The organism is Flammeovirga yaeyamensis, from assembly GCF_018736045.1.
Lineage (GTDB): Bacteria > Bacteroidota > Bacteroidia > Cytophagales > Flammeovirgaceae > Flammeovirga > Flammeovirga yaeyamensis.
In genome coordinates, this window is the sequence record NZ_CP076133.1 from 1,359,385 (window position 1) to 1,377,132 (window position 17,748).

Here is a 17,748-nt window from a genome sequence, read left to right on the forward strand (position 1 = left end):
TCATTTGAGATAATACAAAAACACCTTGGCTATATGATAACCAAGGTGTTCCACGAATTTCTCATTACTAATTAATTACTACTACTATGTATCTCTTCAGGTTCACTAATACATGTGTAAAAAGTAATGGAAACCCCTAGTGACTGATGAAAAAAAATTAAATATTTTCTAGAACAGACAAAGTTTCTTTCACAGACATTCTTACTTTATAGTTCGGATCATAGTGTCTTTTTAAGATTGTGCCATCCTGACTGATAATGTAAGTAGCTGGAATTGGGAGAGTTGCTCTTTTAATTGCATTGATCTTTGTAAGGTCACGCTCATATTTTTTAAGCATTTCTTGGTAGCCCTCATTCACATCAAATGTGACTTTGTAGCCGTTCATTATTTCTAATTTTGAATCTTCAACGATATCAAAAGTGAAACCTTTCTTTTTGGCCAATTCTAAATTACCATCAGCAAGTTCTGGAGTAACGGCAATAAAAGTGGCACCTGTTGCTTCAATTAACGACAAAGAGTCTTGCACATTCTTAAGGTGTTTAGTGCAATACGGGCACCAACTACCTCTGTAGAAATTTAGAACTACAGGACCTTTTTTAAGTGCTTTCTTTAAATCAAATGTTTCACCGTTTTGGTCTTTTGCTTTAAAAGTATACGCTTGTTCGCCTTCTTTTAAACCTTCTTGAAGTGTGTTTACAGTAATACCGTACTTTTCTAGGATCTCTTTTTCTTGTGAAAAAACACTTGTTATAGAGAATAAAATGATCATTACGATCGATTGAAAGTTTTTCATGTTTGAGTATAAAAATTAGTTATAATTGACTGATTGGTCAAATATAGAAATTTAATTTATATAATTAATAATTTTTACCTCAAAAAAAATTTTTTATAAAAAATGTGGCTTTACGATCTGTAAAGCCACATTTTAGAAATGCTTATTTTTCAAGTTGATTTATTAACAAATTCTTTCTAATATTTTTTCTAATTTTAAAGAATATCGATGAAATATATACCCGGGAAATAACCCATTTTTCTCGTACCGAAAAACCGTTAACTTTATGATTATTAGTAATATAGATCAAAAGGTTAGTGGTTTTTTTTTCTATAATCGGAAGGACTACTATTAAATTGTGCATGAAAGCTTTTAGAGAAATAACTGATATCATTGAAGCCACAATCGTAAGCTATATTTGACACCCTTAAGTCGGTATTCATCAAAAGATCTTTTGCTTTTTCTAATCTTTTCTGATTGATATAACGTTTTGGAGAACAATCATAGATGCTTTGAAATTTCCTCTTAAATGTCGATAAACTCATCCCTGCAATACTCGCATAATCCTGTACGCTAATGTCTTCGTATAGGTGAGTTTCAATCATATTTTTGAAATCTAAGTTTACAGGACTAAATAAATCACTGAACATATGACTCAGATTTTCTGAAAAATGAGAGTTGACTAAGAGTAATAACAATTCCTTTACTTTTAATTGAATCAATTCGTCTGTGACAATGGAAGGATTTTCAAAATAAAAATTAAGGCTACTGATATAATTTTCAATCATCGAAGAAATCTTAAGCTTTTCAGCTGTACTATGTTTCTTCCCCTTATTCTCTGATAAAAATGAAGGGAGCTGATTTGCATATATAGATTGTAAAGTTTCTGGATAAAGATGAACAAGAATGGCCTCGTTTTGTGTTTCGTCTTTATTTTCCTTCCAGAAGTTCATATAAGCACCACATTTCATAAAGAGACTATCAGAAGATTGCACCGATAACTTTTCTTGAGGAACGTATAATTCAGCTTCTCCTTTTAGAATATGTAAAAAACAAGCTTCATTTTCCATTTTGGTATTGGCCTTAAATGGAGGAGTAAATTTTACTTTCTCCATCACGGCTTTACCATGTAAATCGAAACTTTCTCTGTTGATAATCATATTTAGGCACTTTTTGCAATTTTAGCAGCTTTTCTAGGGTGTGGCATTCCCGTTTCTGCATAATATTTTAACTCTTCTAATACTTCTTCAAATGATTTGCCAAGACCGACTTTTAATATAGGAGAAAGAAGATTTCCAAACGTTATTATTTTTGCATCGGCATCCCAATGTAAAAGGGTCTTATCATTATTAATGGACTCTAAGCGAACAGAAACATGATTTCTTTTTATGGGTAATACGGAAGACGTATTGATGGGTGTCACATCAAATTCGAAATGGAAATTATCCTTATTGTAATAAGTAATGATTTCGTTGGCTTGTGGTCCGTCTTCTTTTTTATTCGATAAATCGCATACTCTACCGTGCACTGCAGCACCATCTTTTATTTCTCCTTGTTTTTCAACTGATCTAGGCACAATTGACATCCACTCATAGGCATTATGGAATTCTTCTGCGACAATATTCCATACTGCAAGACGGTCTTTTTGAATAATAATTTCTTTTGAGATTTTCATAATGATATTTGATTAAGAGTTTATGTTTTTGATCTATTACAAATATCATAGTTGAAGGAAGGATACTATTGGTGAAAAAGCTCAATGAATAGGAATATTGGTTCAATGTTTATTTTGAACTTTTTTTACAAATAGTCTATCAATGAGTCACTTTTATTTGATGTTTCACCTTATTAGATGGTGTGCCCTTAGATTTATTTTTTATTCTTCGAATCAGTATGTAGATGAAATATACAATGATCAACCCATAAAAAAGAGGAGTAGTAAAGTAGGTAGTCGGGTATATCGCTCCTAAAGTAACACTACTCACTCCAATACTCACAAACCATAGTAGAGATGTGATCGTAAAACCCCAAATGATATTACTTGTAGTAAGTAAAGGATATCTTTTTATGCGTTTTTTTTCGGTCCTTTTGAAATAAATAAAGAAACCACTAATACATAAAAATCCACAAATTAACCCCATCAAGCAATAGACTACTTTTAAAACTATCCCACCAAAATCTCCAAAATGAAGCGCCTCTTGCATATAATATAAATGTCCACCGATACCACTTTCACGAATATCAAATTTCTTAAGCAGATGATAGTCGTCTTTATCTAATACAACAAAATTGGTGTGTCTTTCAAAAGGCATATTAGGAATGTCTCCAAATACGATCACAGAGTTACTTCCGTCTTTGGAAGGAGAAATCATATCTGGAATCATATCAGGGAAATTCTGTTTTGTTGCTTGTAGAACACTCAAATAGTCTATAGTTTTTGTCTGATCAATAGTTTTATCAATAGGGAATTCTTGAGGTATAAATTTACCTGGACGATGACCCAACATAGGTTTCTCCAATTTAGGTTGAAAACCTAACCAAGTGCCTGTTATCGCAATGATCAATTGTATGACGATGGTAGCTAGTCCTATAAATTTGTGAAGGTCGGCATACTTTACTCTATTATTTTTACTCCTCACCTGACCAAAACGCTGTTTTTTGGTGAAATCAAAATAGAGAAAAATACTAATGATTAATGATATGGTAAGCAGTATGCCAAAAAATCCCACCCATTGTCGACCATAAAGTCCTTCAAATAATCGAACATGAATGTTTCTAATAAAGAAACTGAATGAGCGATACATATTTCTTTCACCTATGATTGTATTTGTATAAGGGTTAAGATAGACTTCCTGTGTGATTTTAGCTGGAGAGTTGGGATCGTCTAAAAATACAGTCACTTTCCATGTTCTATCTTCACTTTTAGGAACATTTATTCGATAACCATTATTCTCCGGGTATTTATCAAGTACTTTATTAATTCCCTTATTAATGTTTTTGGGAAGTTCTTTGGGAGTTACAAAGAATAAATCGGGACGAAGCATTTCATCGATTTCAAATTTGAAAACGGCCAATGCACCTGTAATACTGACGATGCCAATAAACAGTCCAGTATATAACCCGATCCAACTATGTAATGCCCAAAGCTTTTTTCTCATGACCTAGAATTTTACAGTTAACCCTAAAGTGAAGTTTCTTGGCATTCCAGGGAATACTCTATCGTAATTGTAACCACCTACATAATACGTTTCGTTGGTTAAGTTTTTGATATTGGCAGAGACTCTAAATGCTCCAATGTTGTAATAAACTGCCATATCCCATAGCATATAATCAGGAAGCACTAACTCTGGGTTATTCGTGAAACGGTCGCCGACATATTGTCCACCAAAACCAATTCCTAAACCTCTTAAAGTACCTCTTTGGAAATCATATTTTGTCCAGAAACCTGCTTGATGCTTAGGTGCATTTTCTTTTTGTCTTCCTACTTCTTCTGGATTATCCGATGCGGTAATAGTAGCATTGTTAAATGCATAATTGGTTGAGATAGATAGGGCAGGTGTAATCTGACCGTTCAATTCCAATTCGAAACCTTTCGATTGTTCTTCACCTCTCTGAATCAGTTTGTCTACATCGTTTGGATCTTGAACTAAGATATTGTTTACAGTGATCATATACACCGATGCAGTAGCAGATAGTTTACCATCGAAGAACTCTCCTTTAGCACCTGTTTCCCACATATTTGATTTTCTTGGATCAAATGGTCCACCATTCTGAGATGCATTCATTTTGTAATCCTGAGGTTGGAATCCTTCAGTATATGTTCCGTATAAATTGATAGTGTTTGTCAGTTCATAAGTTAGACCAAATCGAGGCAGTAATGCATTTTGATCTTTCGATACTTTCTCACCATTTTCAATACGCACATCTTTATAATATTCTTGGCGCACCCCCATTAATAAATGCCATTTTTTGTAATCCAATTGTTCCTGAATATAGAAGCCCATCGTATGATTTTGAGTATACGATCCAGCACCCATTTGAATCGATCGGTTGGGATCATAATAATAGTCATTAGGATTACTATTTCCGTACTGAGGATTGTCTAAATCAAAATCAGGTACTCCATCTGCCTCACCTCTTGCTTGTCTTTCGTTTTTATCATAGGTTTTGCTTGAATAATCGAAGCCAACCATCACAGTATGTCCTACTTTACCAGTATTGAACTTGGATACAAAATAGTTTGTGATATTGTCCGCATTTTCATATTCATCACGCTCAACATAGCGCATTTCTAAAACACTTGGTGTAATGTATTTACCGTTTGTTCTATGTTCGGCCAATTCGCCTGTAGAACGGAACATCATATAAGAGGAGTTAAACGATAACCAATCCGTGATCTTTTGGTTCCAAGAGAAAGTAGTATACAAGTTATTTAGTTTCAAGTAGTCTCCAGGTTGTGACGTAGACAAAGTAATTGGTGTCTGATTTAAATCAGTACTGCCTTCATAATTGGGTTTACCTCTGTCTAGTTTTGTGTTGTTTTGCATATAGACCACATCCACATTAAAACGGGTATTTTCGTTTTGAATATAAGATACTGACGGAGCAATATAGAATGACTCTCCGCCCATATTATCTCTAAAACCATCTGTAGTTTGGTATCCCGCATTCAATCGGTATAAGACTTTTTCATTTTTGGTTAACGGACCTGTTACATCGACATTGGCCTTGTAAGTATTAAAACTTCCGGCAGAAACGGTAGCAGAACCTTGTTGAACAGTCAGTGGTTTTTTGGTCACAAAGTTTATGGTACCACCAGGGTTTGTATTGGCAAATAGGGCAGAAGCAGGACCTTTAATTACCTCCACTCTTTCATATAAACCAATAATAGGTTGTGTCCAGAAGTTAAATGCGGTTTTTAATCCGTTGACCAATTGTCCATCCTGATTTCTGTATCCACGTACCGTAAAATCGTTATAAATCGTATATTGGTTTACACCCGATACATTTCGAACCACATCACCTAAATAATAAGCTTGCTGATCCAATATTAATTCTTTAGTGACGGTAGAAATCGATAAAGGAGCGTCTTTTATCATCGTTCCTGTCCTTGTCGCACTAAAAGTATAAGCATTATTGTACGATTCGTTTTCTACACCAATAATTTCCACTTGTTGAAGCTCTCTAGTATTCTCTTCTAAAGTGAAATTCTGTTGTATATTTTGATCTTTTTGAATAGTAACGGTCAGTGTTTGTTTCTTATAGCCCACAAAATAGGCTACTAATTGATGTTCACCCTTAGGCACATTATTTATTCTATATTCTCCGTTTTCGTTGGTTGTAGCACTTAATTTCGAATTAAGAATACCCACACTTACGGATAGAAGTTTATTCCCATTTTGATCGACAACCTTACCTTGAATCGTTTGTTGTGCAAATAGTAAAGTGGGGAATAAGAAAGTTATTATAGTGAAATATCTCTTAGCAATCATTTTTTGATAAATACAGGTTTACAATGATGTCGCAATGTATTTATTTTATTTAGACTGATTACAAATAAAGAATCTTAAAAATGCTAATAACACTAAATACTATTTACTAGAGATTAAAAAAAGGGCTTTTCAGAAGTTCTCTGAAAAGCCCTTTAATATAGGATCAACTATTAATTATTTTTTGATAAACCTTTTATGGATAATCCCTTTGGAGGTCTGAATTTTTATAATGTATACTCCTGTATTTAATTCACTTACATCAACTATCTCTTGATGGCTATTAAGCACTAAACGTCCCTCAATATCATAAATTGATGTTTGATTTATCATCAAATTATCTTTTTTATTAAAAGAGAGAGTAGATGAGGTAGGGTTTGGAAAAACCACAATATCATTTGATGTTCCATTTGAATGAATACCGTTAACGTCAGTAAGGTTTACTACTACTTCCTCATAATTTCCAGAATAATGACTACCACCATCAGTAGTTAGAAGCACTCTTAATTCACCTAAATCAGAAAAGCTTAACTTTGATCCATCTAATTTTCCTGGACCTGATAGAACTTCTATTTTCAGGTTTTGTCCAGTGGTTTTTACTTCAACATCCCAAGTAGGATTTTCTAATATATTAATCGATTCCGGTAAGTTGTGATGGAGGTAAGGAGAATAGCTTGCGTAAGCATTTTCATAATCTATCCATTTATTCTGTGAGCTATCCCATATAATAGATGAAAGCTCATTTTCAACATAATTACCCCCGTAAAATTCCTGAGTATCTTCATCCCAATAAATTTTATGTTCACCATCAATTAGATATTCGGTAGAATAAGTACCCTTTTCATCAATTAGGTAATAATGACTCTTGAGTCTATCATAATTCATTCTCCCTAATTTTTTGATATCCTTCCAATTATCAGACAATAAATACTGAATTATAGTAGTATTAAAGCGTTGTTCTTTTCCTTCGTGTAAGTGGTAATTATCTACTGAATTTTTGTGTCGGACATAAGGCGTCCAAGTCAAATCTCCTGTCTGATAATAAAGGTATTCATCAGCATCATATTCACGCGAATAACCTTTTTTACTTGTTCCAATCCATTGTTCATTATACCAAACATATTCTTCGGAACCTCTAGATTTGGAGTTATCATCAAACACGACTTGGTTTAAATGATTGTTTACCCATGTATCATTTGTATAATACCAACTCTTAGAATCATCAGTACTATTAAATTCTCCATATTCATGTTTATAATTTGGAGTCCATTTAGCTCCATCAAAAACATATTGTATTAATACTTTATCATTTCTATCAATATCTGATATTTTAACCCAATCTTCGCTGTCAAAATCCCAGTGGTAAATTTCTTCCTTTATGCTGCCATCCTCTTTACTAGAATGATCATATCTAGTTTGACCAACCATTTTATCATGAACCAAAGAACGTTTATAGAATTCGCCTCGACTTTTAAGGAATTTATTGTCATTGTCGTTTTGAGTGATATTTACAGTAGAATCCATCATCACCCATTCATCATTAACATATTCGAAATTAGCATTGGCATTTTCATTACCATTGTCGTCATAATAAAATCGTTTTTTAGTAGATAAATGATATGATATTGTTCCATCCAATTCCACATTAGAACGATATCTAATATTTTCATGATCTCTTTCTCCTAATAATTGGTAAACTTCTTTTGTTTTTAAAGCAGTTGAGCTTTTGATGATAGAATGTAGCATATTATCAACATAGCTATAAGTATAGGTTTCTGTTTCTTCCCATACATCAACGTTCAATTGATAATAAATTCTTTCAGAAAGTTTATTGTTCATATAGATCTCTTCCACCTTATAGAGACCATTAGAAGAAATCCATTCTTGAGTAGCATCATTCCAAAAAAATATTATTAGGAATATCAATTCGTTGCCAAATCGTTCATAAGTAGTTAGTTCTTTATCAAGTCCAATTTCCTTTAAAATAGAATGGATAAATACCTTATTTGAGGTTTGATAAGTAGTCGTCACTGTTTGTTCCACTTCATCATTCCCATTATAATTTGATTGCACAATTGAATTATCAAGAATGACCCATTCAACACGAGATGCAACCTCAAATTGTTCCGATATACTATTCCAATTTTCGATAATTTCGTTTTGCTTTTCACCACTTGGATAGAAATTGGTCGTTTTTATCGAACTGCTTGATACAGTAGATGGAATTTGATTGACTTGATCAAAAGTATAATGAGTTTGTTGATGCGTTACTTTTAAGTCCTCGTATGTTGTACTTTCAATTTCTTTATCATACCAAATCCCTTGATGTTTTTCAGATTCTTTATAAGCTATTAGTTGATTATCATCTCCATAAGATCTTTCTATTTTAACCAAGTAATAATCATCAATGTTCTCGTTATAAATACTATCTAAATGATAGGTTTCTTGTTGGTTTTCATTAAAGCGTTTCTTTGTTGATTTGATGTGTTTCCAATCATTATTATTCCATGTATACATACTTAATGAAGTAAATAATTGATCTGAATCCTCATGATATTCGTAGTTGTATTTTTGACCACTTGCTATTTCTTCATCAGCATTATAATTAAAATAATTATCGGATATTATCCTTCCAGAACTATCATAAGTAAAGTTTTTTTCGTTTATTTTATTTCCTTTTGAAAAGGTGATTATCTTAATAAGATTCCCAAAACTATCATAAAAATAGTTGATTTTATTATAAGGAATTTCTAGAAAATCAGTTCGTTGATCATTTGCGTTAAATGTAGTTTCTTCAACAACGTGGAATAAATCTTTAAAAAGAAAATCATATTTTACTACATATTTTTGATATAGGACAAATTCATTATTTACAAAAAGGTAACTAATACTAGTCTGTACTTTATTTTCTTTGTCGTTTTTAAATTTACTTTTATGTCGACTACTTATTTCACCATTTCTATAATTATAAGTTAGAGATTCCCTAAATCCTTCAATCGTTTTACTTGATTTTTTTTGAGTGAACCTCCAATCTTTTGTAACAGAATCCCACTCATATAGATAATTGTAACTTTCCTTATCCTTATATCCCCAGCGATTAAGGTAGGTTCCTTCCCATTCGTTCGTTGAAATATTACCTCTGTATGAAACTCTAATATTTTCTCCACTACCAGTTTTAATAACTTTAATCCATTGATCATTTTCTCCAGTGTAACCTTCCATTATAAATGCTTCTAAAACCTCATCATAATAGAACTTATCTTTCGATGAATTCTCCCATGCATCAACTATGTAGCGTTCTTGTATAATTTCAGAATCACCCACTTCTGTTGTTCGAGTTTGTGGTTGCCAATCATCCGTTGTACTAGAAAAAACAGTAGTAATAGTAGAGTCACCACTATATCGAATTTCTGATTTATAATTTCTAAGATCATTTATCTTATTGTTATAGATACGGATCAGATTATTTTGATCGTCGTATTCAAACCGAGAAGTATTTATTAATTCTGCATCCTTAGTATCATTTATTAAATATTTTCTTTTAACTGACATTAAATCAAGATCATTGTACTCGTATTCCTCTTTAAAAATTAACTGAAGAGGACCATGATTGCTCATCTTAAGGAAGGATTGAATACTTATTTTATTGCCTTTTTGATCGAACTCGTATTCAGAAATTACAAAGGAATTATTTTTTGTATATATATCAATGTTATTCCTTTCGATACGTTTTTCAACTATTTTCCCATCAATTTCAATCAAATCAACCTTTGTAGATTGTTTTAACTGCCAATTATTTCTAGCATAATTATAATCAAATTCAGTCCATTGATAATAAGTAGGAGTGTAGTCAAATTCTTCTTTCCTTAATGGAATAAAATCTTGTAAGTAATCCGAATACTTATCTTCTTGAATGGAGGTGATTTCTAGATATTCATCGGAAGTAAATTGTTTAATTTCTCTTGATTGAGGAACAAATTCATCTCTTGAGTAATCATACAAAACATATACTTCTTCAATACTAAAATTCTCTAAGAAATAGTATTCCCTACCATGTTCAGGGAAATCTTTCCCATTGCTGTGTATGTAGAAAAATGTGCCATGATAATTTTCATCATAAACATGCTGGGTGTATTCTTTTAAGGTCGAAATCCCATTTTTATAAAAATAGGTTTCTTCTTTCAATAACCTCTGTTCAGCATCATATGAGTAAACATCTGAACGCGAATGTACCGAATCACCATCCGATATTTTATGGAACCAAACCAATGAATCAATTTTTATTTCTACTTCATTCAATTGTCTCATTGATGAATACTTTACAAAATTTCCTTGGGACGAATATTTCGTTTTTAATCCTTTTAGATCTAAAATATCTATGGTAGGTATTTTGTGTTTTTCTAAATTTAAATCAGATACTTTATTTTCAGGAAATTGATTTTTAAGTTTCAAAAATGATTTACGTTTCTCATCGAAATAAAGGCTATCTTTAGCATCAATAATAAATTTCGATAGATAATCATTTTGATACAATTTGGGTAATTGATTTTCTTCCTGTTCACTTAAAGAGGGTAAACTGATTTCCACATTTTTATCATTTACACGATAAGGGGAAGCGACACCTTTTTTGTTAAATGAATAGATTTCTTGATGTCCTTCTAAGAGAAGCTTAGACGCATCGATAGTCTTAAGTTCTGTGGTTTTCTGTGCATAAGCATGAGAAAAGAATAGCAATAGAACAATCAGTTGCTTTAAAAAGAGTTTCATTTCGTAATAAATTAATCTTCGAGGCTTTTTGTGTTTGCTTTAAAAGCCAGTAAATAGTTTGTTAAAAAAAGTAGTTTGCAGTACTTTATTTGGGGAAGTTAGTAAAATAATATAACGGATAATGTGATCGTATATTAAATTATGTTAATCAATATAAATCGAAATACATTTTTATAAATATGATAACGAATTAGCTCAAAGTATCTTCTTCATCCATATGTACATTGTTATTTGTATTTGGATTAATTTTTTTAATTGGCTTTTGTAAAGCCAAGTTATTTGGATAGGAGATATCGACACCATCATCAGTAAGAATTCGAATATTAAATAAGGTGATATTAGTAATAATTCCTTCTACCGAATTTTCACCTCCATCTTGGATACGAATTTTATCGCCAATTTTAAATGGATAGGCAAAAAACAAAATCAAAGAGCCTGTGATGTTGGAAAGCATCGACCATTGGGCAACAAAGGCTACAGCAGTTAAGGTAAAGAAGGAAGTGACAAATACAGAGAAACCTTGAAGGGAAACATCCCATATAAAGATCATCCCAATAAATACCAATATGGTATAGATCACTCCAAAAAAGTTACTGATGTACATTTTTCTGTGAAACGAGAATCCCTTTCTTTCAGTTATTTTGGTTAAATATTTTTTTGTGATGGCTTGTACAAGAAATGCCAATACTATGGCACAAACAGTAAATAGTAATTTTCCTTCTAATTGATCCATAATGAAATTTGTTTGTACAAAGTTAAGAAGAATCTAATTTAGTTTTTTTCTTTTTTTATTCTAATCACAATTTTAAAACGCTTCACCAAAGCCGATATAAAAGCCATTATTTCCATCAACACCAACAGCATAGTCAATACGTAGATTAGTATTATTCTCTCTGTCTATAAGGAAACGAAGTCCTCCCCCTAAACTACTTTTCTCAAAGCTAACGTTATTCCAGTCATCAAAAACATCACCCTGACCAGCAAATAGGGTAGCCCCCCATCTTTTATAGATGGTAAATCGGTATTCTGCCTGTACACTCAACATGTAATTATCTCTGTAACGTCCTTTATAATATCCTCTCATATAACTGTTAGAGCCTATTTTAGCCAATGTATTGAATGGATTTACTCCAAAATTATTTATACTATTAAGCTGAAAAGCTAACACATTTTTAGAGTGAAAAAGATGTAGGTATTTACGAAAATCCAAACTTAATCTAACATTTGATTTCTGAAGGTTTTCTTCAGAGTAATGACCTGAAGCAGCAATGACTTGAAGAAAATGACCCTGTTGAGGGTTCAAGATATTTTTGCGATTATCAGATGATAAAGCCATTCCCCAATGTGTAATTTGATAATCCTTTGTACCTAAAATTTCTTGATTTTTTATCAAGCCATTTTCTTCATTAGAGGTCATGTTAAATTCATTGACATGAGAGAAATAAGCCCCTAAATAGATACTTTTATAAATTTTTCTCTGAAGCTGAATATCAACTGTAAAGATTTCACTCTCGAAAGATTCTTTTTCCTCTTCTTGAGTATTATTTCCTATTCCCCAGAATAAATCAGGGAATTTTTTATACATCACCGTTCCTTGGGTTAACCAATTTCCTTTTCCAAAATTCAACTCCCAGTTAATATCTGAGATCATCTGATTATTCTGAGTATAATTAAATTCCACATCCATAGTAGACCTCCTGTTCAAAGAAGTATCTCCTAAATGTAAAGTGAATAATGCTACTGCTCCTAAATAGCCTTTAGTTTCAGGTGCATAACCAATCGTAGGTAGAGGAAGTACTTTCCATCTTTTAAATGAAGTGTTTACCTGACTAGAATCGGTTGGCGTTTGAGCATAAACAGTACCACAGAACAATAATCCAATTAAGAAATTGACGTATTTTCTTTTCCCCATTTGCTTGATTTAAATAGTTTACCAATTCCCCAAAAAATAACCGAAATGCCCAATACAATAATAAAACTAATAGACCCCAATTGATCATCGTATTGTAGTAGCTCACCAGAATAGGCGTAAATAAAAGCACCAGGTAAATACCCCAGAAAACTATAGAAAAACATTTTACTATATGAGATATTCGAACAACCAGCCATAATACAAATACTCTCAGATAATAAAGGAATTGGCCTTGAAACGGCCACAATTAATATTCCCCATTTTTGTATTAGTTCAGAAGCTTTGTTTTTTTCTTTATCAGATAAAAAACGTTGAATTAATTGTGGCTGTTTACCTAAATAAAAACCAATAAAGGTGGAAATCATTCCTCCAATTACAGACAGTATTGTCCCTTCAAACCACCCAAAATAATTACCATTACCAATCATAATTAAACTACCTGGAATAGGTAAGATAATATCTAAGCTTAATAAAGTAATCGATGCTATTTTCATCTGAACTACATCCAATTCAAACAAAGGTGTCGGATCTTCTAAAATTGGAATTTTAAAGGCAACAACAATCCCAAAACTTACCAAGAAAAAGGTAATTAAAGAGAAAGTTAGTGTAATTAGTTTTTTCATGATTGTTGAGAAAGTTGGTCTGCGTATTTCTTTAAAAGTTGGTATTGCTGATGACTAAGGTCTCTGGTGATGGGCATGTAATTGTAGTTAGCAAAATTAGATGGGGACATATAATTTTCTAATAAATTGTTTACTTGTGATGGATTTAACCAAGTTTCATCTTTTAAAAAGATGCCGTTATACCTTTTTAGCATAGCTGGAACAATTGTGAAGTTAGGAAGAAGTACTTTTCTTTTTACATCCTCTAATGTAATTTGATCAACAGATTCAAGTAGTTGAGTAATCTCAGGGTCTTCTTTAAATACTTTAATAAATACAATTTGATATTTATGGACTAAATCAAATAAGGTATAAACTTGTTCGTTTTGGACTTCATCAATTGAAATGTGAGGTTCAAAAATATAAGCCAATACTCCAGCTTTTTTCTTTGGGAAAAACGTAACGTTGTCATATAGGTCAATTTGTAGAGAAGTTACTTTTTCTACTTGTCTATGAAAATCACCTACCAATGATAAAGCACATCCTGCAATAGCATTTTCTTTCTGTACGGGTATTCCTCTTTCATAAACATGTAACTGAATGGATTCTTTTGAATTACTATTATTTAAGAATTTATCTCCAAATTCTGAATAATCAGTATAGTTACCTGCTTGATCTGTTGTGATGTATAAATCTTGCTCTTCGAATACTAAATCTTTTTCAATATAGATCTGTAATTTTCCATCTTGAGGGTGAATAGAAGTAGGAAAATCGAATTGATAAAGACCTGAACACTGAATCATTTTTTCTTGATTATAATCATTCTCATAATCAAGAGTACCAAGTTCTAAAACCTCACCATTATCAGTCTTAAATCGAATAAATAGTTTCCCAAGATTTAAGTTGATAAAACCATTAAACTTATATTCTCCCTTAAGAGACATAGGTTCTTTAGGCTCTTCTTTAGGTTTATGAGGAATTCCTTTTGAAGGAAGAAAATTTAAAAGATCAATAACTACCTGATTGTTTGATATATCAAATGGAATATTACTTGCTCCTGGTTTTTGATATAATTCATTGATAGAATTAAATGTGTTATTGTGTTTGTAGGTTAAAACCCGTTTGAAATAATCAGTTTTTAAATCATCATTTACTTCGAAAATTGTTCCTGTAACTCTAATCTGAGCCGGATTGTCAGCTCCATTCAGTTTATTATAATCAGGATATTGAATTTCGAATAATTGATGAAAAGTGAATCTTAAATGAAATGTTTTACCTCTCAATAATTCATTATCAACATCGTCCTTGAAAGAAAATTGGGTATGAAAAGTACCTGCACCTCCTTGAATACCTTGAGCATTATACACTTTGAATAGGTTCAAATACCTAGTAGTGGATTTATGGGGAGTATCAGATGTATCATTTCCTATTTGAATGGATTTATAAAAAATCTGAGTGATTAATTGTAACTCAGGGCTGACATCGCATAGATAGGTGTTTTTAAATGCTATATTTTCACCGATCATCGCACTATATTCTTGTTGAGGATCGTTAGTCACCGACACAATTTTGGCATCCAATAAATTAAATGATAAATCACCATAATAATTCATATACCCAGGGTGAATAATATCAGAACCAATAAACAAGGAATATAAATCATGATATTCTTGGTCCAAATCAGATTTTCCCAAAGGAGTACACATCCATTTGCGGTAGTCTTCTGTTAAGACTTTAATACTTTTAATCTCGACAAATTGACCTTTCTTATCGGTTTGAATGTGATAATTTTCTACTTCTTCTTCTTCTACTTCTTCTTCTTCAATGTATATTCTTGGATGTGTATATACTTGGTGAACATCTTCATCGAAGAGTTTTAAATATTTGTATTTGTTATTATTGCCTGTAGCAATATTCAATGTGGCGTTTCCATCAAAGTTTAAACGCGGAGAAGTAGTTATGTTCATGGTATTTTAGTTTAAATGTATTGGAATCCAGCAAACAAAATATCGTCTGTTTGTTCTTTGTCGCCCTTCCAAATATTAATTTCAGATTTAATTACTTTGCATTGCACTTCTAAAGAAGCGTCTGATAGATTACAGATAAGATTTCGTAATTTCTTTTTCGTATATTTTTTATTGTATTTCCCTCCAAACTGATCTATAATACCATCAGTAAAACAGAATAAACGATCGTTTTCTTCTAGTTTGATTGAAGTTTCATTAAAGAAATCTTTTTTGACATGACTAAAGCCAATTGGATGTCGATCACCTTTAATTTCAATTACATTTTTATCTCGGAGGATCCATAAAGAAATAAATGCACCTGAGAAATGTAATTCGTTTGTGCTATGATCTATACAACAAAAACCAATGTCTAAACCATCATTTCGAGAATCAAAGGTTTTCCCTCCATGATTTAAAGACTGATCTATTTTGAGAGACAACTCATTTAATACTTTATGAGGTTGATATTGATTATTCTTTAATACTATATGATCTAGAATAGTAGAGCTTAACATGGACATTAATGCCCCTGGAACTCCATGTCCTGTACAGTCACAAATAGCAAAATAAGTGTAACGTTCATTTGATTTTGCCCAATAGAAATCGCCCGATACTATATCCTTCGGTTGATAGTAAATGTAGATATCTTTAAATAGTTGTTGTAATTCAACAGGTTTGGGTAAAACAGCCTCCTGAAGTTGTTTAGCATACTCAATAGAATTAGTGATTTGTTGATTAGCAACAAATAATGCTTCTTTTTCCACTTCAAGATCGTGGGTTCTTACCTCTACTAAACGCTCTAAATCAGAATTAATTTTTTGTTGCAATTCTTCATTCTCTTGCAACTGTTTTATGATCAATGCTTGTTGGGCTTCATTCTGATTTTTAATCAGTTTAAATCGGTGGGCAATAGCTATACTAAAGATCAATAATTCAAATGAATTACCTATTTGAATACTAAATTTGTAGAATAAATTATTTTCAATGGTTGCATTTAGAGTTGTAATTAAATGTATAATTAAACCAGTTAGAAAACATCCGAAGCCTACCAAAAATATCCAACTTGAAGGTTGTTTTTTGTATACAGAATATAAACCACATATTAGAATAAGAATAAAGGTATAAATTCCTAATAGATGAGAAATAACATTACTAAATACAGGAGATACTACATTCACAAGGATTGGAACAAACAGGAAAATAATTAATACATTAATTAGCTTATTTAATAGTTTTGATGTGTATTGAATGTTTAAAAAATTTTTTGAAAATAAGACTATACTCCATCCAAAACAACTAGAAGCAATGACTTCTAAAGTTACTTTAAAATGAGGAAATTGGATACCGGCAAAAATGATATCATAAAAACCAAAATTGCCCATTAAAGCAATTAGATTGCTTAACAAATAAAATAAATACCATTTGTAGAACCTTTCTGTAATTATGAAAGAAAGAGAAAGGTTAAACAAAAGCATTATGAGGATTAGACCAAAAAAGAAGGCAACAAGAACATTAGTTGCTTGTCTCCTTTTTTCAATATTTTTTTTTGTAGAGATTTTTACGTGAAAATTTTCTGGAAATATTAGACTGTTATCAGTTATGTATGATTTTACAATAATCTTTATCTTAGTTTTTGGAGGAATTTTTAGAGGTAAATATTGTTGTTGATAGAATGGGAAGGATTTTTTTTCGTAGTCAATTAAAGTTCCAGTTAGTAATATATTTTTTTGATCGACTATTCTTCCTTCAACATATTGCCAATTGTCAAAATTAATCAGGAGTTCTTCCTCATTGAAACTATTTTCTATGAGAAATTGAATGTAATAAACTGCTCCTACTCTTGGTGTAATTACAAAAGAAGGATCAAAAGGTTTTAAATGATCAGAAACTTCATCTATTGTAACATCAATTTCGCTAACAAAAATTTTAGAAGGTTGGATTTCCTTGTATACTAGTTGATGTTGAGCAAAGACTTTAGAAGTTAGTAAAATAAAGAATAGTACTTTAAATAATCGGAGCATAGTGGTCTTTGAGAAAAAAAATACTATACAATTAAAACGGCTACAAATGAAATTCCAAAGTCTATCTACTTTTTATTTGTAATATCATCAAAAAATCACCCTTTTTAGGTATAGGGATTCTTTCTGTAATTGTTACTAATGTTTATTTAATATTTTGTGTAACTAATTAGTTATGAGTG

At 31.5% G+C, this 17,748-nt stretch carries 11 protein-coding genes; all 11 read right to left on the bottom strand.

Going from position 1 to position 17,748, the window contains the following annotated elements; translation table 11 throughout:
• Positions 1-157 precede the first annotated feature (157 nt).
• Positions 158-793 carry a peroxiredoxin-like family protein gene (locus KMW28_RS25305; protein WP_169663701.1) on the bottom strand — a complete coding sequence of 212 codons (636 nt, stop codon included), beginning with the start codon at positions 791-793 and terminating at the stop codon, positions 158-160.
• Between the two features lie 293 nt (positions 794-1,086).
• The gene (locus KMW28_RS25310; protein ID WP_169663702.1) at positions 1,087-1,932 is read right to left on the bottom strand and encodes a helix-turn-helix domain-containing protein; all 846 of its coding nucleotides are present in this window, start codon (positions 1,930-1,932) and stop codon (positions 1,087-1,089) included.
• 2 nt (positions 1,933-1,934) lie between these two features.
• Complete coding sequence (locus tag KMW28_RS25315) at positions 1,935-2,447, bottom strand: SRPBCC family protein (protein ID WP_169663703.1); 513 nt, start codon at positions 2,445-2,447, stop codon at positions 1,935-1,937.
• A 139-nt stretch (positions 2,448-2,586) separates the two neighbouring features.
• Positions 2,587-3,930, bottom strand: a complete 1,344-nt coding sequence (locus KMW28_RS25320; protein ID WP_169663704.1) for a PepSY-associated TM helix domain-containing protein — start codon at positions 3,928-3,930, stop codon at positions 2,587-2,589.
• A 3-nt stretch (positions 3,931-3,933) separates the two neighbouring features.
• A complete protein-coding gene (locus tag KMW28_RS25325; protein ID WP_169663705.1) occupies positions 3,934-6,264 on the bottom strand; it encodes a TonB-dependent receptor in 2,331 nt (776 codons plus the stop codon).
• Between the two features lie 174 nt (positions 6,265-6,438).
• Positions 6,439-11,028 (bottom strand): T9SS type A sorting domain-containing protein, encoded by a 4,590-nt coding sequence (locus tag KMW28_RS25330; protein WP_169663706.1) that lies wholly within the window; start codon positions 11,026-11,028, stop codon positions 6,439-6,441.
• 190 nt (positions 11,029-11,218) lie between these two features.
• Entirely contained in the window at positions 11,219-11,761 is a 543-nt protein-coding gene (locus KMW28_RS25335) for a mechanosensitive ion channel family protein (RefSeq protein ID WP_169663707.1), read from the bottom strand.
• A gap of 72 nt (positions 11,762-11,833) precedes the next feature.
• Entirely contained in the window at positions 11,834-12,940 is a 1,107-nt protein-coding gene (locus KMW28_RS25340; RefSeq protein ID WP_169663708.1) for a BamA/TamA family outer membrane protein, read from the bottom strand.
• Positions 12,910-13,563, bottom strand: a complete 654-nt coding sequence (locus KMW28_RS25345; protein WP_169663709.1) for a TVP38/TMEM64 family protein — start codon at positions 13,561-13,563, stop codon at positions 12,910-12,912. Before KMW28_RS25345 ends, KMW28_RS25340 begins: the two co-directional genes overlap by 31 nt.
• Positions 13,560-15,509: a hypothetical protein gene (locus KMW28_RS25350; RefSeq protein ID WP_169663710.1), complete on the bottom strand. Its 1,950-nt coding sequence runs from the start codon at positions 15,507-15,509 to the stop codon at positions 13,560-13,562. Before KMW28_RS25350 ends, KMW28_RS25345 begins: the two co-directional genes overlap by 4 nt.
• 11 nt (positions 15,510-15,520) lie before the next feature.
• Positions 15,521-17,569, bottom strand: coding sequence for a 7TM diverse intracellular signaling domain-containing protein (locus KMW28_RS25355; protein WP_169663711.1), 2,049 nt, complete (start codon positions 17,567-17,569; stop codon positions 15,521-15,523).
• Between the last annotated feature and the right edge of the window lie 179 nt (positions 17,570-17,748).